At 47.7% G+C, this 18860-nt stretch carries 20 protein-coding genes; 9 read left to right on the forward strand and 11 right to left on the reverse strand.

Annotated elements, in window-relative coordinates; translation table 11 throughout:
- Window positions 1-101 precede the first annotated feature (101 nt).
- Window positions 102-2039, forward strand: a complete 1938-nt coding sequence (locus CWM47_RS29515; RefSeq protein ID WP_100994113.1) for a RecQ family ATP-dependent DNA helicase — start codon at window positions 102-104, stop codon at window positions 2037-2039.
- A 39-nt stretch (window positions 2040-2078) separates the two neighbouring features.
- Here the strand turns inward: CWM47_RS29515 and CWM47_RS29520 are convergent, their stop codons facing one another.
- Window positions 2079-2873 carry a carbohydrate-binding family 9-like protein gene (locus tag CWM47_RS29520; protein ID WP_100992172.1) on the reverse strand — a complete coding sequence of 265 codons (795 nt, stop codon included), beginning with the start codon at window positions 2871-2873 and terminating at the stop codon, window positions 2079-2081.
- Window positions 2874-3030: 157 nt separating this feature from the next.
- Here CWM47_RS29520 and CWM47_RS29525 point away from each other — a divergent pair, with 157 nt between their 5' ends.
- From CWM47_RS29525 to CWM47_RS29545, 5 genes are all read left to right on the forward strand, one after another.
- Window positions 3031-4365 carry a hypothetical protein gene (locus CWM47_RS29525; RefSeq protein ID WP_100992173.1) on the forward strand — a complete coding sequence of 445 codons (1335 nt, stop codon included), beginning with the start codon at window positions 3031-3033 and terminating at the stop codon, window positions 4363-4365.
- A gap of 6 nt (window positions 4366-4371) precedes the next feature.
- The gene (locus tag CWM47_RS29530; protein WP_100992174.1) at window positions 4372-5652 is read left to right on the forward strand and encodes a metallophosphoesterase; all 1281 of its coding nucleotides are present in this window, start codon (window positions 4372-4374) and stop codon (window positions 5650-5652) included.
- 134 nt (window positions 5653-5786) lie between these two features.
- Window positions 5787-6665 (forward strand): dienelactone hydrolase family protein, encoded by an 879-nt coding sequence (locus CWM47_RS29535; protein WP_100992175.1) that lies wholly within the window; start codon window positions 5787-5789, stop codon window positions 6663-6665.
- 163 nt (window positions 6666-6828) lie between these two features.
- Window positions 6829-7275, forward strand: coding sequence for a hypothetical protein (locus tag CWM47_RS29540; protein WP_100992176.1), 447 nt, complete (start codon window positions 6829-6831; stop codon window positions 7273-7275).
- Window positions 7276-7376: 101 nt separating this feature from the next.
- Entirely contained in the window at window positions 7377-7703 is a 327-nt protein-coding gene (locus CWM47_RS29545) for a hypothetical protein (protein WP_100992177.1), read from the forward strand.
- A gap of 103 nt (window positions 7704-7806) precedes the next feature.
- On the opposite strand, the gene CWM47_RS29550 is transcribed toward CWM47_RS29545, so the two are convergent.
- Window positions 7807-8238: a gamma-glutamylcyclotransferase family protein gene (locus tag CWM47_RS29550; protein ID WP_100992178.1), complete on the reverse strand. Its 432-nt coding sequence runs from the start codon at window positions 8236-8238 to the stop codon at window positions 7807-7809.
- 67 nt (window positions 8239-8305) lie between these two features.
- On the opposite strand from CWM47_RS29550, the gene CWM47_RS29555 reads away from it, so the two are divergent.
- Together CWM47_RS29555 and typA are read left to right on the forward strand one after the other, a co-directional pair.
- Window positions 8306-8506, forward strand: coding sequence for a hypothetical protein (locus tag CWM47_RS29555; protein ID WP_100992179.1), 201 nt, complete (start codon window positions 8306-8308; stop codon window positions 8504-8506).
- A gap of 259 nt (window positions 8507-8765) precedes the next feature.
- Window positions 8766-10580: a translational GTPase TypA gene (gene typA, locus CWM47_RS29560; protein WP_100992180.1), complete on the forward strand. Its 1815-nt coding sequence runs from the start codon at window positions 8766-8768 to the stop codon at window positions 10578-10580.
- A gap of 85 nt (window positions 10581-10665) precedes the next feature.
- On the opposite strand, the gene CWM47_RS29565 is transcribed toward typA, so the two are convergent.
- The 9 genes from CWM47_RS29565 to CWM47_RS29605 form a co-directional block, all read right to left on the reverse strand.
- Complete coding sequence (locus CWM47_RS29565; RefSeq protein WP_157816086.1) at window positions 10666-10854, reverse strand: hypothetical protein; 189 nt, start codon at window positions 10852-10854, stop codon at window positions 10666-10668.
- Between the two features lie 69 nt (window positions 10855-10923).
- Window positions 10924-11505 carry a hypothetical protein gene (locus CWM47_RS29570; protein ID WP_100994114.1) on the reverse strand — a complete coding sequence of 194 codons (582 nt, stop codon included), beginning with the start codon at window positions 11503-11505 and terminating at the stop codon, window positions 10924-10926.
- An 8-nt stretch (window positions 11506-11513) separates the two neighbouring features.
- A complete protein-coding gene (locus CWM47_RS29575; protein WP_100992182.1) occupies window positions 11514-12803 on the reverse strand; it encodes an LVIVD repeat-containing protein in 1290 nt (429 codons plus the stop codon).
- A 132-nt stretch (window positions 12804-12935) separates the two neighbouring features.
- A complete protein-coding gene (locus CWM47_RS29580) occupies window positions 12936-13367 on the reverse strand; it encodes a hypothetical protein (protein ID WP_100992183.1) in 432 nt (143 codons plus the stop codon).
- Between the two features lie 2 nt (window positions 13368-13369).
- Window positions 13370-13813, reverse strand: coding sequence for an META domain-containing protein (locus tag CWM47_RS29585; protein ID WP_100992184.1), 444 nt, complete (start codon window positions 13811-13813; stop codon window positions 13370-13372).
- Window positions 13810-15048, reverse strand: a complete 1239-nt coding sequence (locus tag CWM47_RS29590) for a serpin family protein (protein ID WP_100992185.1) — start codon at window positions 15046-15048, stop codon at window positions 13810-13812. Before CWM47_RS29590 ends, CWM47_RS29585 begins: the two co-directional genes overlap by 4 nt.
- A 68-nt stretch (window positions 15049-15116) precedes the next feature.
- Window positions 15117-15590 carry a hypothetical protein gene (locus CWM47_RS29595; protein WP_100992186.1) on the reverse strand — a complete coding sequence of 158 codons (474 nt, stop codon included), beginning with the start codon at window positions 15588-15590 and terminating at the stop codon, window positions 15117-15119.
- Window positions 15591-15593: 3 nt separating this feature from the next.
- A complete protein-coding gene (locus CWM47_RS29600) occupies window positions 15594-17174 on the reverse strand; it encodes an outer membrane beta-barrel protein (RefSeq protein ID WP_100992187.1) in 1581 nt (526 codons plus the stop codon).
- A gap of 14 nt (window positions 17175-17188) precedes the next feature.
- Complete coding sequence (locus tag CWM47_RS29605; RefSeq protein WP_100992188.1) at window positions 17189-17758, reverse strand: RNA polymerase sigma factor; 570 nt, start codon at window positions 17756-17758, stop codon at window positions 17189-17191.
- Window positions 17759-17991: 233 nt separating this feature from the next.
- Between CWM47_RS29605 and CWM47_RS29610 the strand changes: the two genes are divergently transcribed.
- The gene (locus CWM47_RS29610) at window positions 17992-18849 is read left to right on the forward strand and encodes a sugar phosphate isomerase/epimerase family protein (RefSeq protein WP_100992189.1); all 858 of its coding nucleotides are present in this window, start codon (window positions 17992-17994) and stop codon (window positions 18847-18849) included.
- The last annotated feature ends 11 nt before the right edge of the window (window positions 18850-18860 follow it).

Raw genomic sequence — 18860 nt, forward strand, 5'->3', positions numbered from 1 at the left:
ATTCCCGTTACGACGAACGTCTTTGTTTATAAATCTAAAACCGAAAGTACGCCGATTTGTCTTTCACCTACCGTAAATTTGTAACAACCAATGACAACCTATTGACCACCCGGCAGATTTTACAGCAATTTTGGGGTTACTCCACCTTCCGGCCCATGCAGGAAGACGTGGTCGATACGGTATTGGCCCGGCAGGATTCGCTCGTGCTGATGCCAACCGGCGGAGGAAAATCCATCTGTTTTCAGGTGCCGACACTGGCCATGAAAGGCGTTTGCATTGTGGTAACGCCCCTCATTGCCCTGATGAAAGATCAAGTTGAGCAGTTGCGGAGACGGGGTATACCGGCAGCGGCAATTTACTCCGGTATGCACTACCGTGAGATCGACACCGCCCTCGATAACTGCATTTACGGCAACACAAAATTTCTGTACGTCTCGCCCGAACGGCTTCGTACTGAGCTTGTTATCGAGCGAACCAAGCAAATGACCGTCTGCCTGCTGGCCGTTGACGAAGCCCACTGTATTTCTGCCTGGGGGTATGATTTCCGGCCACCTTATCTGCAAATCGCCGAGTTCCGCGAGCTCATTCCCGACACGCCGATTATTGCCCTGACCGCTTCGGCTACGCCCGATGTGCAAACCGATATTCTGGAAAAACTGGCCCTAAGAAACCCGCAGGTATTCCGGCAATCGTTTGCCCGGGCTAACCTGTCATATTCGGCGGTTCTGGAGGAAAATAAAGACGCTCGCCTGTTAAAAGTCCTGCAAAATGTACCGGGCTGCGCTATTATTTATGTCCGTAGCCGAAAGCAAACCCAAAACATAGCGCAGTGGCTTGTCCGTCAGGGTATTTCGGCCGATTTCTACCACGCCGGGCTAACCAGCCTGCAACGCGCAGAAAAACAGGATGCCTGGATACAGAACAGGACACGGGTAATCGTAGCCACCAACGCCTTCGGGATGGGGATTGACAAACCCGATGTGCGCGTGGTGGTGCATCTGGACGTGCCCGACTCCCTCGAAGCATACTATCAGGAAGCGGGCCGGGCCGGGCGGGATGGCCAAAAAGCCTATGCCGTAATGCTGTATACAAACGGCGATCTGGAGAATCTGCGATTTCGAACCGAACAGCTTTACCAGCCCGTCGAGATGTTGCGCCGGGTGTATCAGGCCATTGCCAACTACACGGCGGTGCCTGTTGGCGGGGGGGAGTTTACCAGTTATGATTTCGATTTAAGTGCGTTCACGAACACCTTTAACCTACCACCACAGGAAACGCACTACGCCCTGAAACAGCTTCAGCTGGAGGGATTTATTCAACTAAACGAGAATTACTACCACCCATCCCGGCTCACCATTATACTGGACAACAGGCAGTTGTACGAATTCCAGGTATTGAATCCGCGTTTTGATTCATTCCTCAAATTACTGTTACGGCTTTATGGGGGCGAATTATTTACGGATTTCATTACGATCTCCGAATCGACGCTGGCACGTGCTTTTCATATAAACCAGCCCGAAATTGAGGAGATGCTGGAGCAACTACATCAGCGCAATGTGGTTATCTACGAGAAACAAAAGGACAAACCTCAGTTAACTTATTTGTCGCCCCGGCTCGATGCGCCGTCGCTGCCTGTCAACGTGCAGGAATTGAACCGACGCAAGGAGCTGGCAATGCGAAAAGTGCAGTCGGCCATCCTCTATACCGAACACCCAACGCAGTGCCGAAGTCGACTCTTGCAGGCTTATTTTGGCGAAAAACCCGGCGCCGAGACGTCGGACCGCGATACGTCGGACCGTGCGTGCGGCATTTGTGACAACTGTATCAAGAGAAAGAAAAAAGCGGACGTTACGTCTTCGGTAGTGCGGGAGCAGGTGCGCGATTATGTAGCATTGGCAAATGGCCCCGGTGTGTCGCCCAAGCAGCTTTCGTATCATTTCGCCCAAACCGACGCCGACACGCTCACCCAAACGCTGAAGATGATGTTGGCCGAAGAGGAAATTCAATACAACAAAAACGGCAATCTGACACTGAAATAAGCATCTTACCACAAACCGCTCTTTCATTCTATAGCTAATTTACTCGTCGAATCGTACTCGGCTCCATTTCTCGGGTTGATGGGTATCGTATACTCCATGTGGCGTCATAACCATAGCCGGATGCGGCTGAACTTCTGTACCCGATACCATTAATTTCTGAAATCGCCCCAACAGCATGCGCCACTCATCGCCCGCTTTTGGAGGCAGGTTTCGACCGTTAGCCAGTAGCGCCAGACTGTTCCAGGGAATGGCGATTTCAAGTGTCCAGCCGGTATCTATATCGGTGTTATCGTTTAACGTGCCGTCAATGTGAACGGCCGTTTCCAAAGCCGGCATATCGTAGTTCAGAAAGGCCCACCGTAGACCACGGGGGTGTGTACCGTACCAGAACGATGGGCCACTGCGGTCAAGATCTCCGCCAAAAGTCAATGCCTGTGGCTGATGTACATCAAACTGTGGCACATCAAATCGGCTGCCCCGCTGGTAAGCATCCTTCCAGATAAAAAATACCTCGTAAAGCGTATTTCGGGCGTTTACTTCTAATTCGTAATAGCAATCTCCCCCATCAATGAACAGCTCAAGGTCGTTTTCGAGAAAGATAATCGAATCGCGTTCGGTCAAGTGAGCTTCTATAAAGGGCTCCTCAGCTCGAAACCCTACATACAAATGTGTATCATTCCAGAGGATGGCCGCTTTGGTGTCATATAGGCCCGGATCGCCCGTTACCATATCCACAAAGCGATGACTCCAGACCGCATTTTGCCAAACGGGTTTTGTCAGATCCCCGTCAATAGTTATTAAGTCGGTGATTTTATTAGCAGTATAATTGAGCATACTAAACTGGAGGTTAACAGTGTAAACCTAAAAAATAAAGAAGTATACAGCCCGAACGCCGGTTGTGTATTATGGCAATTTAGTAGTTGAAGCGTGAAGGCGCCTTATGCTTGTCTACCGATGTAAAGTTGATATGTCCCAACCTTTAACTGCTGCCATGAAGACAAATAAGTCAATCGTAAGAATACTGGTGTCAGGCCTTTTATTTAGTATGAGTCTGGCAGCCTGTTCCACCAAAAAAGAGACTACCCAAACGGTCAGGGTAACGCCCGATTACAAACTTATTCCGGCAAAAAAAATGCTGTTCAACTCGTTTGTTGATTGCAATATGGCTGAAGTCTGGGTAGGCGATACCTTCCGAATTTTTCCGGGTAAATACGGTGAAGACCCCCTTTGGGGAAACGCCCGCGACCTGAAGTATACTGATGGCGCAAACGCGGAGGAAACATTTGCCCGTAAAGGAACGGACTTTATCGAGCCCAAAATGCCGAAAAATGCCCCCGTTGGTTTGCCGGGTGTACACGGTGCCGTTTGGTTCGAAACGGTTTATCAGGACAGTACCGACAAATCCGGAAAAACGCTCTATGCCGTTTATCACAACGAAAATTACCCTGCCACCCTACCCTTCGATCCAAAGACCGGCGAAGGCTATAAAGCCGACAACTGGCCTCAGGGAATAACCGGCCCCACTTCGCCAGCCGCCGTTTGTCGGATTGGTATTATGAAATCAACCAATGGTGGGAAGGCGTGGGAGAATAAAGGAATTTTTATCGAGGATCTACAAGCCCGGATGATTCTAAAACCGCACAACACATCCAAAACGTTTGCCGGTGGCGTAGGCGACCCATCGGCTGTGGCAAGTGGCGAGTATCTGTATTTGTTTTATGGGGAATATGGCTATCCGGGTCAGTATGACGGCAAACGTTATGATCCAAAAAAGGAATCGAGTGGACAATGCATCAGTGTTGCCCGAATTCGCCTGAGCGATCTCGACAACCCCGCAGGAAAAGCCCGCCGATGGGATGGTAACGGATTCAATGCGCCTTACAACGGAATTGGCGCACCCATTGCATCGTTACAAATTCCCGAAAACGCGGGGGGCGGCCCGGCGTCATCACCTAAAGGCAGTTTTTACTGGGGACCGTCTGTTAGCTGGAACACCTACCTTCGTTGCTGGGTTATGCTCATGGGCAAAGCCGTTGGTCCATCGTGGGCGGGTAGTAGTATTCATATTTCGTTCAATACAAACCGGGATCTGGGCGAAGCACTCCAGTCGCAGCAATGGTCGAAACCTAAACTACTGCTGGATAAACCGGGATTTTTTCTGTGGTATCCTTCGTTGCAGCCAATGAATACGCCGGAAGATATTGCTCAAAAAAATACCTGCCTGCGGTTAGGGAAACGGGCAAGGTTGTTTGTTAAGAACATCAAACCCGAAAAAAGCGAGTACCTGTCCGAATACATCCTTGAATTCAGCGGGGACACTAACTAGAAATAAATGAATCGTTCTGTCTTATTTTTTATTCTTCCCGCTATCCTGCTGTTGATAGACTGGTATGTTTTTCAGGCGGTTAAGACCCTCAGCCGATCGGCTACAGAAGGCACACAGCGCATCATTGCCATTGCCTTTTGGGGGTTTACAGCGGTTTCGTTGCTGCTATACGTAATCATGCAGCTGCTTCCCCCCGACTCTATCAGCCGCAACACACGCACGTTTTTATGGGCATTTATCGCAATCCCGTATTTCTCGAAAATCTTTGCGGTGCTTATTATTTTGATCGACGACATCGGCCGGTTTTTTCGGTGGATTGTTTCGCTCTTCTATAAGCCTGAAGTGCAGGAAGCAGTTGAAGACACGACTCGCAAAACCATGCCCGCTACAGATACGATTACCCGATCTGACTTTTTAATGAAAACAGCGCTGGTCGTAGGTACTGTGCCATTGGTTGGTTTTACCTGGGGTATATTGTCTGGAGCACATGACTACCGTATCCGGCGTATTAAACTACCATTAAAAAATCTGCCGTCTGGTTTTAATGGGATGACCATTGCCCAGATTTCAGATATTCACTCTGGTAGTTTTTTCAACAAAACCGCCGTAAAAGGGGGCGTCGAAATGCTCCTCGGCCAAAAGCCCGACATGGTATTTTTTACCGGCGACCTGGTGAATAGCCACGCAGATGAGGTGAATACATATATCGACGTATTCAACAAAGTAAAGGCGCCCCTTGGTGTTTATTCAACCCTGGGTAATCACGATTATGGCAAGTATGTGCAATGGCCCAGTGCTCAGGCCGAGCGGCAAAATGTGCTGAACGTCATTGCAGCTCACAAGCAAATGGGCTGGAATATTATGCTGGATGAAAATAAGATTCTGGAACAGAACGGCGATAAAATCGCGCTCATTGGCGTTCAGAACCTCGGCTTTGGTCCGGCGGCACTTCGGGCAGGTGATCTTGCCAAAGCCTACAAAGGCACTGAAGACTACCCGGTAAAGCTGTTGCTCTCGCACGATCCAACCCATTGGGATGCCGAAGTCCGTCCGAAATACAAGGATATAGATGTTCAGTTTAGCGGCCATACACACGGTGCACAGTTTGGCGTTGACCTCGGCGATGTAAAATGGAGTCCGGCACAGTACTTCTACAAGCAATGGGCTGGCCTGTATCAGGACGGAGACCAACGACTGTATGTGAACCGGGGCTATGGCTACATCGGCTATCCCGGACGAGTAGGCATCCTGCCGGAGATCACTATTTTTGAGTTAGTGAAAGCCTGAGCAATCTATAAATTATATGTATTGACATCAATTATTGGGTAAGTTGGTTGCAAATTGTATCAGCTTACCCAATACGGCTTTAACTAAATCGGTTTACAGTCAGTTACCTTACTTTACTAACCATCACATACCTTATGAAAATCGTATTTATTACGGGACTAACATTTATTATGTCGCTGATTTCGTATCTGAAACCAGCCCAGCCTCAGGAATCAGCCATTCCTCTTTGTCATGTACCTGCTACCGAACTGCCGGGACTTGGTAATGATATGTCGGCAATGGCTGCTGATCCAGCTTTTCAGCGCTTGCACGTAGCTCCCCTACCCTTTACCTATACGGGTGCCGGTGAGATGGTTAAGTTCTCAACGCCCGATGGTCAATCGGCCAATGGTTTTTTGTTAAAAGCTAAAAAACCATCGAACAAATGGCTTTTAGTTTATCAGGAATGGTGGGGTTTGAACGACAACATCAAGCAACAATCCGAAACATTCTACAATGACCTCAAGGACGTAAACGTACTGGCGGTTGATATGTATGACGGTAAAGTAGCGACCGAACCAGCCGAAGCTGGTAAATTAATGCAAGGCGCCAGTAAAGACCGGCTAATGAGCATTCAGAAAGGGGCGATTGCCTATGCTGGCTCGAAAGCGGAGTTTGCTAGTGTTGGCTGGTGTTTCGGCGGTATGTTGTCGCTCCAGTCGGCTATGCTGGAAGGCAAGCAGGCCAAAGGGTGTGTCATGTATTACGGTCGGCCTGAGCAGGATGTTGAGAAGCTAAAAACCCTTGATACCGATGTATTAGGCTTCTTTGGTAGCCAGGACAAAGGCATTACGCCCGAGTCTGTAAAAGCGTTTGAAGAAAACATGGGAAAAGCAGGAGAAAAAGTAACCGTAAAAATGTACGACGCTGGCCACGGCTTCGCTAATCCAAGTAATCCAGTTTACAATAAAGAAGCTGCGGCCGATGCTTACAAACTGGCTTTAGCGTACCTGAAAGATAAATTGAAAGCCTAAGCGTTGTCGAAAAGGAATACCGTATTTGATCATCTGAGAGCCTGACTACTGCATAGTGGTCAGGCTTTTAATTAAACTTTAACCATAATCTTCTCGTTTAAATTAAACGCAATGGTCCTGGCTCTGTCTAACTAACAAATCGGGCGAAAAACCTGCCATAGCGATGAAAACGACAAAATGGAGTGGAGTTATAGCTGGCCTGTTGGTAGGCGTGGCTACAGTTAGTTTCGGGCAAGGATACGGGCCGGGCAACGGCTATGGTCAGGCATATCCACAGGGTAACGGGTATAATCAACCTTATTCGAATGGTAATGGCTACGGTCAAAACTACCCCAATCCGAATTACCCAAACGGATACAACAATGGCTATAATCAGGGGTATCCACAGGGTGGTTATAATCAATATGGGCAGCCTTACCCTGGTCAACCACAGGTAATAGTTGTTCCACCGCGAGTTATCATTGCTCCTCCTCCTGTTGTTTACGCGCCACCAATTATTGTTCGTCCCTATTCAAATTATGGGTATGGCGCTGGATGGTATGGTGGTCGCGGGGGATATAGTCACGGTGGTGGCCGTGGCGGTTATGGTCGTGGCGGACACCGTTGGTAAATTGAAAAAAGTGAATAATCGTATAGATTAGGTAAGCCTTAATTAAGTGTTGCTAATCCATACCAGTAATTAAATAGTTCAATGGATAAATTTAAGAGATCATGAAAACGATAAAAATCTTGCCCTTATTTATGGCTGGTTTATTAGTTGTTCTAATGACCAGTTGCGGGCCATCCTACGTAAGTACAGGCGTTGGCTATGGTAACCCGGGCTACTATGGTGCCCGGCCTTATTATGGTGGTGGCTATGGTTATAATCCATATGGCTATTATCGGCCGCCTGTTGTCGTTCGTCCACCAGTAGTTGTTCGCCCACGCTATTATTCGCCAGCTCCACGATATTATGGTGGTAGCCCACGTGGCGGGTACAACGGCGGCCGTAGTGGCGGAGGTTACAGTGGTGGTGGCCGTTCGCGTGGCCCTAGATAAGTTAATTGGTTAATAAGTTGATGGGTTATTAAGTTATTCGAGGCCGATAGCCTACTTGCGAATGACTTAATAACCCATTATCGCATTAACCAATACCTACTAATCAGGCTGGCCAGGAAAATGGCTTACCAATATGTATGGAATAATCACCTGACTCAATAAGGGGTTTGTCGTCTGTTTTCAGGTTATATAAGTAAATCCAGCAATCGGCTACGGTATCATTGAAGTGTACCGGAATCACCGAGCGAATGTATTCGGTAGGTTGCTCAAACCCATCGCCAACTCCCTCATAATAATCAAGATAGGTCAATATGGCACCTTTTTGATTACTAATCTCAAAGACGGAACCATGCACCCGGGTTTCGCTGTTTTCCTGGTAGATAGCACCGGGGTAACTGCCCATGTCGAACGATTGCCCCGAAAATGAGCCTTCGCCCACATAACGTCCTCGCTGCCGAAGGTACTGAGAGAACGTGTTATCGAAAGGTGGACGAAGCGTTCCGTACACAATCAGGAAGTCAGGATTACGGGTCATTTAATAAAAAAGTAGGGTAACGCGACGAAAGTAGGTGATTTGGCGTTACGTAAGAAATAGGTTGGTGATGAAAAAGACAAAAATCATTCTACTGCTAGCTGCATCGCTGGTGCTGGTTAACGTACCGTTGGAAACGATGGCGTCTAAAAATACGACCGAATCATCCATCTTTGGCCGTAAGCGAAAGGGCTATAAAGCCAAGCGTGGCGGACTGTTTAACACGGGCCTTTTTCGTAAGAAAAATGGCTGTGGCTGCCCGAATCATTAAGCAATTGTTAAGAAATTGTACTTATATCATAGTCAGGCCCTTAGATGGGCCATTTTTCTGTAAATTAGTTGTAAAAATCTGTGTTTCAGCGTAAAATTTTGTACCTTTGCGGCTTGAAACATCTGAACCGCTCCAGTAGCCCGGTAGAATTTATTTGATTTTTCATGATTTTCATGATTGCTTATAAATGGTTCAGACGAATACAATCAAATCATGAAAATCAAACGAATCAGGTAAACCCTGGTTCAAAACCATTTGTATGCAATCAATTCGCAATATAGCAATCATCGCCCACGTTGACCACGGCAAAACGACCCTGGTTGACAAGATTATTCACGCGTCAAAGCTCTTTCGGGACAATCAGGAGTTTGGAGACCTGATCCTGGACAGCAATGACCTCGAACGTGAACGGGGTATTACCATCGTTTCAAAAAACGTATCGGTTCGGTATAAAGACGTTAAAATCAATATCATTGATACCCCAGGCCACAGTGACTTTGGCGGTGAAGTTGAGCGCGTTTTAAAAATGGCCGATGGCGTTTGTCTATTAGTCGATGCCTTTGAAGGTGCCATGCCACAAACCCGTTTTGTGTTAGGCAAAGCGCTTCAGCTAGGCCTGAAACCAATCGTGATCGTTAACAAGGTCGACAAAGAAAACTGTCGTCCCGACGAAGTACACGAACAGGTTTTCGACCTGATGTTCAACCTTGGTGCTACCGAAGATCAGTTAGATTTCCCAACCGTATACGGTTCATCGAAACAAGGCTGGATGGGACCGGATTGGAAAAACCCAACCGACAATATCACTTACCTGCTGGACACGATCGTTGAGCATATTAAGCCAGCACCAATGAACGAAGGTCTGCCACAAATGCAGATCACATCGCTAGACTATTCGGCTTTCGTTGGTCGGATTGCTATTGGCCGTGTACACCGTGGTACGCTGAAAGAAGGCGACAACATGGGCCTCATCAAGTCTGATGGTACGGTTAAGAAAGTGAAAATTAAAGAACTTCAGTCATTCGAAGGTCTCGGTAAGGTTAAAGTTGCCGAAGTTGCCTGTGGTGATATCTGCGCTGTAACTGGTCTGGAAGAATTTGAAATTGGCGACACCCTCACCGATCTTGAAAATCCGGAAGCACTGCCACGTATTTCAGTTGATGAGCCAACGATGAACATGTTGTTCACGATCAACAACTCGCCTTTCTTTGGTAAAGAAGGTAAGTTCGTTACATCGCGGCACTTGCGTGAGCGTCTTTACAAAGAAATTGAAAAGAATCTGGCACTTCGTGTAGAAAACACAGACAGTGAAGATCGCTTCCTGGTGTATGGCCGTGGTATTCTTCACTTGTCGGTTCTGATTGAAACCATGCGCCGTGAAGGATACGAATTGCAGGTTGGTCAGCCACAGGTGTTGTATAAAGAAGACGAGAACGGCCATAAAATGGAGCCTATCGAAACCCTCGTGGTGGACGTACCAGAAGAAACAGCCGGAAAAGTTATTGAATTAGCTACTCAACGCAAAGGCGAACTGCTGATCATGGAACCGAAAGGCGACTTACAGCACCTTGAGTTCGAAATTCCTTCACGTGGTTTGATCGGCCTGCGGTCGAACGTTCTGACCGCTACCTTCGGTGAAGCCGTTATGAGCCACCGGTTCAAGGAATACCAGGAATACAAAGGGCCAATCGCTGAACGGATCAACGGTTCGTTGATTTCGATGACCAGCGGTCAGGCTACGGCTTACTCGATTGATAAACTTCAGGATCGGGGATCATTCTTTGTAGAACCCGGCGATGAAATTTACACGGGGCAGGTAATTGGTGAGCATAACCGTCAGAACGATATCGTTGTGAACGTGCAGACTGCGAAGCAGTTAACGAACATGCGTGCATCCGGTTCGGATACAAACGTTCGGATCGCTCCGAAAATCTCGTTCTCGCTTGAAGAGTCTATGGAGTATATCCAGAAAGATGAATATCTTGAGGTGACACCAAAGTCGATGCGTATTCGCAAGATTTTCCTGGATGAAAATGAGCGGAAACGGAACCAGAGCAAATTTGCAATGGCTTAAGGGATAGCCAGTAAACTATACTATAAAAAGAAACCCGGTCAGACTAGTCTAACCGGGTTTCTTTTTGACAATAAGCTAAGCTGTTTCAGAAAGTAAAATATTTTCCTGATCGGAATGCGAAAGCAGGCAGCGTTTTAAAAGGAATTGTGCTTACTGGCTTTTGAATACTTAGCTGAGCATCTTTTGTGTCGACAATAGCAGAATGGCGATGGACGTGGTAATAGCCAGCAACGAATAGCGAACCACCGATGACTGACATTGCAATTTTTTTCATAGCGTATTGAGTAGAATCCATGAATAATGTGTCTACTGTTGATCTTAACAGAGATAAATGACAAATTGTTTAAAAAGCGACCCCAATTCGAAAACAAATTCGGTTATAAACGCGATGCTCATCGCGTTCAATATCATTTCCCGCAAGCGGTTTTTGAACATCAGCGATCTGCCGCTTATACGACAGCGACATGACGAAGGCCGTTGACGATGGCTTCCCAACGCGTAAAGCTAAACCCGGATTGAGCATCCAACCACCTTTTGTTTCGTAACCGGTCGAGTTTTTATTAAACCACGCAAAACCATAGCCCGCATCGGCAATTGCCAGCAAGCGCACATTTTGTTGAGGATGCGGAATTAAATCAACCCGTAAGCCTGCACCAATAGGCATTAACAGAGCCGTTTTGTACCAGTCAACGCCAACCAAACCTCCCACAGCCAACTGACTGTTAAGCTGTATACCGTTGAATGTTTGTGCCGTGAAACTAAGTCGATTCTCCACCGTCTGAGCGGCAGCTGGTCCGGAAGCAACTCGCCCAAACAGCCCCCCAAATTCCGTGTAATTCACATATGCTGATCGCTGCATCGTAGATTGAGCCTGTACGCCTGCAAAGAAGAATACACTCGTGATGACTAGAAAAAGTCGTTTCATACCCATGCTTAGTAATAGGAAGGACGGCTAATCGGAATATGACTCAACTGGCGCATTTGGCGCGGATTACTGATGTCAAATTGATAAAACCCATCTTTACCAATCAGCAACAACGATTTTTCTAAAGGAATGACATCGTAAGCATTCAACGTCTCGATGTACTGCATCAGGTTTTTGTCGATGCTCATAGCATCTCGCATATCGAATGATTTCAGACCATAGGCCCCCTCGCAAATGAACAGGTTCGGGTAGGACACACCTAAGCCATGCGGATTGCGCATGGGATAGCTCTTGAGCAAACGCGGACTTAAAAGATTCGAAATATCGACAACATCAAGCTGGTTGGTGAAACCGCCACACTGGTTTCCCGAACGGAGGGTTACATAGGCAATATTGTCATGCACAACTACTGGATCGCATACGCGGGCGTGTTGGAAAACGGATAGAAGCGTCGGTTTTTCGGGATTGATATTGTCATAAATGTGCATTCCCGATTGCGAGCCGATAAACAGCTTGTCTTTATACGGGAAAATGGTTTCTATCCCCCACCCCAACTGCACTTGATTTCCGATTTTTGGATCGGCCGGAGTTTTAATGTTAAATAACTGCAAAGCCGATTGATTGACCGTATAGAGGTAATCATTATACAGGGCAAAGCGCGCCATGGAGCCCGCCACCCCGTTTGTTGTTGCGCTACCAGAGTTATCAGAGCTGAAAGACGCCTGTGCACTAAAGAAAATATCCGTTACCCACCCCCCCCTGTTCGGGCTGACGTTTTCTTCGCAGTTGGTGTCAACGGTTTCTGTTACATAGCTAACCTTCTGATCATACACTATCTGATTGTTAACGTCATGGCTCCACCAGCCCCCTTCAAAAGAGCCACTGGGAAACACATTCTGAACGCGTTTTACAAGCTGAATCGAAGACGGGTTGCTGATATCAAAGGCAATGAGATCCATGTAGCTGTCAGCATACAGAATATTATTGCGAATGGCCATATCCCCGTTGCCGGGAATCCGGATGAAGGCAACTGGTTTTGGCGTTGCTGGGTCACGGTTATCAATAACGTGAATACCTTCTTTCAACTCGTTGATAAGCAGAAACTGATCTTTTGCGTAAATCTTACCGGGATTGACCAGCAACTGGGGCGCTTCTGTCTGAACACCCTGCCGAAGTTGAGTTGTCGTGAACGTTATGGGTGAGTAACGACGATACGTGCGGGTCTCTTTACACGTGTCTGTACAACCCGATAAGAAGAACCATGGGAACACAAATAGAAGTAAATAATTTGGTTTCATATGCAAGATTAGTAGGGTTCGTGGATAGGATTCTGATAAAGGGCAAAGCGTTGTAAATCAGCAAAAAAATTACCCGGCTGTCCTGATTACGGCCGGGTAATATTGATCTTACACAAAAAAGTTAGCAATTAATTATCGTTGATACTCGTAGGTCGAACCATCAGCAATGGTTACGCCACGCGGGCTTCGTTCCGACAAGTATATTTTATTATCGGCTAGCCGGAAGGTTTGTTCTGTCGTGTCGGCCTGGAAAGAAATCAGGCCCTGGGTACTGCCACCGTTTGGGAAGGAAATAGAATATGTACTGGTTTTCAGGGGTAAGCCATTTCGCACTTGCCGAAAATTGCCGCCCGTGTCGGAGAAGCCCCCAAACGATACCGTTTCCGAGTAACCCGCTTCGGCGGCCGTAACGGTTTTCTGTGTCAGGCCATACGTAATGCGGGCCAGTACCCAGTCGCCAGCCAGGGGCGACGGTGGAAAAACGCAGCCACAATCTTTATGTTCACAGCCTAAAATCAAGCCAACGGTTAGGGCAATGATAATGTTGATCTTCTTGATAGCCATAATCAGTTCACGCGTTTATAGACCAATAGATGAGGCTGTGCTCCGCCATGTATCAGGTGTAGTTGGTTATCTGACGTTATTTCGTAACGCACAACGGCTTTCAAATTCGTAAAATAGGCGAGTTCAAAGGCCATAGCTTCAGCCGATCCGGCTACCTTTGAACTCACCAGCTCATCAGCCGACAACATGCCGTCTAACGTGGCAAACATATTTACCGTATAGTCATTTACAGCTGTTTTTCCACTGGCTTTGAAGGGTGTAACATCGTGCGGTGGGTTGGCCGTGTCATAGGCAAATCGCAGCGTTGTGGCATAGGCCGAATCGGGTTCAGCCAGTTGCCATGTACCAATTAACTTGGCTATTTGCGGAGCCACGACACTTTCTTTCTGACGACACTGACTGGCTAGAAAGAGGATCAATAAAAAAACGGTTAGTACGCGTCTCATGCATTTGTTTTCGTTGGATCGGCAATTTTGCCAATAAACAATACCGTTCCTGATGTTTTTTCGTGAATGACAAACACAAACGGGCGATTGCACAGCGTCGGCAGTTGTGCCGATGTTGTTGAAACCCCGCTGGTTGTAACGGCAGCGGCTTCTGTACCGGTCTCATCGACCGACACAAACGTATTTTGTTTTACAAAACTGAGTGTTAAGCCGCCCTGAGCGTTTATTTTCGTAAAGTCGGCCTGGTTTGTAAACGCGGTAAGCATACCCATAGTACTTAACGCCTTGTTCAGGTTGATCTCATACGACAACGTGAACTTTGGTAACCCGATATCCAGCTTTCCCAAAATCATATCTTTTTGTAATTGCGCCCAATCAGAACTGTTCAGGCTGCTTATGAGCGCGTCGGCGGTTGTGCTTTCGGCGGGTAGCAACACCGTCATAGCGTACTTATCGGAACCATAGGGAAGCTCAAACGCTACATAATTTGCCCGGAAAGCCCGCTTCAAGTTCATGTTCAGGCGCATCATGCGCACAGTGGCCGTAGCATCTGATACCAGCTTAAACGGGGCATCTATGGTTTTGGCCGCGTCGAACTGCGTTTTCCAATTGCCCTTGAAATACAGGGCGTTCATCAGAAACATGACATTATCGGGCTGTATCTGGTCAATGACCTTTGTAATCTTACCGTTCGTTTTTTGGCTCGCCCAGTTGTTAATTGTGCTAACTGTAGCCGGATTGTTAAAATCCTGCGCCGACACTTCGGCCTGAAATGTCTGTTTCAACAGGTCTTGAAACGATGTCTCAACCAAAAATGTGTTCCGATACCAGACCGAGTTGGCCAATGTCAGGGTAACTTTCGGGTCAACCGCCGGTAGGTTGGTCATCAGGTTTTGGTAGGTCGCATTCGCTTCGGCTAAAGTCTGCGCATCCAGTTTAAGCGTTTTCTGGATTTCCTGAGCCGTTTGCCCATTGGCCCCATTCAGAAGCATACCGAGTGCTATATGAAGACTTAATGGCGAGATAAATACATTTTTAGCCTGACCTTCTGCTGTGTTCACCTGTTTGGCCAAATCAAACGCAAATTGAGTTGTTTGATCGGCAAAGGGAGCCGATACCCGCAATTCGCCTGTAGGGCCAGGTGTAGGACTAACCGTTGATGTATGGCAGCTAACAGCAAGTAACAGCACAGCCGCCATAACGGCTGTTGTGATGGAAAAAAGAGTCGTTTTCATGGTAGTGTTGGATTGGTTTTGTTGCAGTCACGAACACGAAAAGCATTGAAAAGAACCGTTGTATGCGGTTATGGGCATTCGTCGAAGGCTTTGCGCTGTGTACGCAGGGCGTCAACCAGCAATTCGAAGCCCGGAATCGTTTGGCCATATTCGAAGGTGACCCGGTGTTTCTGGTCACCCGCTTGTAGCTCAATATACTCGGCTCCGCCATCAGCACAATCAGGGCAGCCCAATCGTTCGGGTTGCTTACTAAAAGCAACCGGATTCGCCAGCGTCTTTAATGACTGCCAGGTTTCCTGGCTAAGGGTTGTCTGGCATGCTTTTGACGAAGTTTGCGTTCTTGACCGATTGAGCATGGCCAGATCAACCCTGGTTCCGCTAAACACATAGTCTTTTACGCAATACCCAACGCACATACCAAATGATGTGCCGGTACGAATTGTGAGCGTATCGGTTGAGGATAGGCCTTCTGACAGGATCGTACTTTCCGAGCAACGCCCGAAAATAAACAGCAGCAATAGGGTGATACCTGTCAGTTTCATAGATTAAAAATGATAATCAAGACCGAAACTCATACCCGTTGAGGTAGGATGACTTTGTACCTGCGAATCGGCTTTGGTGCTCGATTCCAGTGAGGGTTGATAAACGCCAGCCAGCGACGCCGACCATTGGCGCGAGGGACGGTAGCGAAGGCGGGCACCCATTGTAGCCGCCAGAGAAACAGGCCGATACACACCATCTTTACTCGTAACTACCAGCGCATCGCCAATTGTATTACGAACAAAAATATTGGTCAATATGCCACCCAATACGGCCATACTCAGCTTCTTACGCGGACGCAACTGATAGCCGAGCTGAACCGGAACCTGCACATACTGATAATTATTCGTTATCAATTGCAGCTCGCGGCTATCAGGAACGATGTTTGCCTGATAGGCCCCACCAGACAAGTTCGCGTTACTGGCCAGTGCTAAAGTCGATCCAGTGGGTTGTATGCTGTTCCGTACAGCATCAACAAACACGTTGGTAGTCACCGTATTTCGGTTCCCCAGTAAATCCATTTGAGCCGATGCCCGCTGGCCCGGCGTCTCGACCGTAGAGCGACCGGAAAGGTAGCCAATCCCTGACTCCACCGACCAGTGTTCATTTAATTGCATACCAGCTCCTGCCTGATAGGCCACTGAAAAATTAGCCCGGCTACTAACCGATGCCTGATTCGGCGCGGTTGCAGTGACATAAGAGGTATTTGGCAACGATGTCTGCATGGAACGAACCGATACTGATGGATTGAACGAACCCGGCATCATACTCACCGACGCCCATAGTTCGCGTGGCTGGCGCTTCACGTTACGTATGTCCGGCTCCGTTGTTAACTCGGCAGGACGAACCCACACAATTCGCGAAATCATGCCCGGCCGACGCATACGAAGTGGCTTGCCGGACAATCTGTTGAACAACGAAAAGGCAGTCTGTTCAGACTCCGTGTTGCCTGACGGTGTGTGTTCATTGGATGCATACGAAACCCCCACCCTACTTTTGGCCGACTGACTGTTCATGGGTGTTGCCGCTTGCATCTCCCCTGAAATGGGCGAAATTTTTTCGGTGACATTCGACAGATTAACGCCGTTAATCGACTTTTTCCCCTGAACAACTTCGTCCTGAACGGCTGAATTGGCCATCAATGAACCAGCTGAACGACCGAACGGGTTTGGTGATTTCGGTAACGACTTTGTTGTTGCCAATGCGTCTGATTGAACATTCGGTGCTTTATTGACTGCCAACGCCGTTCTGGTTGACACCGATTGGTCTACTGATTTGGCTCCATTGCCTCTATTCGACGATTGGCTGGCAATCTGCATTGGCGCTGTAGGTTGTGTAACCGATTGAGTCGTAACAACCCACCAGCCAACGAGAAGCAACGCTACCGAAGCCGCCAGAAGACTACCCCAAACGAGCGGACGCGACGAAGCCAGACCCGTTCCCCAAAGCGGTAAAACCTTCGGCCCCTTGGACTCGTCCAGTCGTTGTTCGATGGTAGCCCAGACCCGTGGTTGAGGCATTTCGGCCGCATCCTCAAATGTCTTTCGCCAAAAATCGTCCGGTAAGTTTTTATCTAATTCATCCATTTTTGTACCGTTGGTCAAAGTGGGTTTCCCTGGGCTGGATACCCGTCAGCTAAGCGTTTATCCGATTGTAATTTTTGTTGTAATAGACCCCTTGCTCGGGAATATTGCGATTTAGATGTCCCCTCGGCAATGTCGAGCATTTCGGCAATTTCGGGGTGATTATAGCCTTCGATTGCATACAGGTTAAAAACCGCCCGACAACCGGGCGGCAATTCCTGAATTAATTGCAATAGATACTGATAGTTTAGTGCGGGCAAGCTTTCGTCGGCCTGTGGGAGTACAGGTGCCAGTTCCTGCACATCGGCGGTATTTTCCCAGGGCTTCTGTTTGCGTATTGCTTTCAGGGCCGTATTTATAACTATTCGTTTCAACCAGGCTTCCAGAGGGCACTCGAACCGAAAAGAGTCGATGTGCTTATAAATCTTCACAAAGGCATCTTGCAAAACATCTTCGGCTTCGTCAGGATCACGTATGTATCGTTTACAAACGACAAAGAGCTTCCCGGCAAACCGCTCATAGAGCTGTCGCTGCATAATCCGGTCCTGCCGTCGGCACCCTTCAACTAATTCGTATTCATCCTGCATAACAACGTTGACAACCCAATGACCTCATTTTCAAACGAACCGTTGTAAGCCCTTTGAAATTTTTTTCTTTTTTGTACAAGACAACCTAGCCAACAACGAACACCTGGTCTTACTTATAAAGGTAACGTGCGTATAAGCGAATTTGGAACGAACGTCTTAATGGTAGTATTAAGATAATTAATGTTGGCTATTTTATAGATATGTATATTTGAGAACCTAATCAATACACAACGATGAATCGGCGTGATGCATTACGTTACTCTTTAGGTGCCGGTTTTTCGGCACTGGCATACCCCGTTTTTTCTGAAACAAAACCGGTACAGGCTAGATTCACTATTGGCGCCTGCGATTGGTCTATTGGCCCGGCTGGCGATATCAAAGCCTTTGATGTGGCAAAACAGATTGGCCTGGATGGTGTACAGGTAAGCCTGAATACCGCTACTGACCATGAGCACCTTCGAAAACCGGCCATGCAGCAGATGGTTAAAGACGCGGCTCGTCAAGCGGGGGTGCAGATTGGCGGATTAGCCATTGGTATGCTGAATCAGATCCCTTATAAATCAGATCCACGCACCGAAGTTTGGGTGCAGGATAGCGTCGATGTTGCCAAAGCACTGGGCGTGAAGAACATTTTGCTGGCTTTCTTCTCGAATAATGATTTAAAAAATGACCCACAAGGGACTAAAGTCGTTATTGAGCGCTTAAAAGCCGTGGCCCCTAAAGCCGAAAAAGCCGGTGTTGTGCTGGGTATCGAATCATGGCTGTCGGCATCCGAGTTGATGGCGATTCTGGATGCTGTTGGCTCACCAGCGGTTAAGGTTTATTACGATGTTTGCAACTCGACAGATATGGGGTACGATATTTTCAGCGAGATTCGTACGTTAGGTAAAGATCGAATCTGCGAAGTTCACTTAAAAGAAAACGGTTATTTACTGGGGCAGGGAAAGGTCAACTTGCCCAGCGTTCGGAAAGCATTGGACGACATTAACTACACCGGCTGGCTTCATATTGAAGGCGCTGTGCCCAAAGGAAAGCCAATGCTGGAGAGTTATATAGAGAACAATAAGACTGTGCGGTCGCTGTTTGTCTGAATGTCCATCTG

This window comes from Spirosoma pollinicola (assembly GCF_002831565.1).
Lineage (GTDB): Bacteria > Bacteroidota > Bacteroidia > Cytophagales > Spirosomataceae > Spirosoma > Spirosoma pollinicola.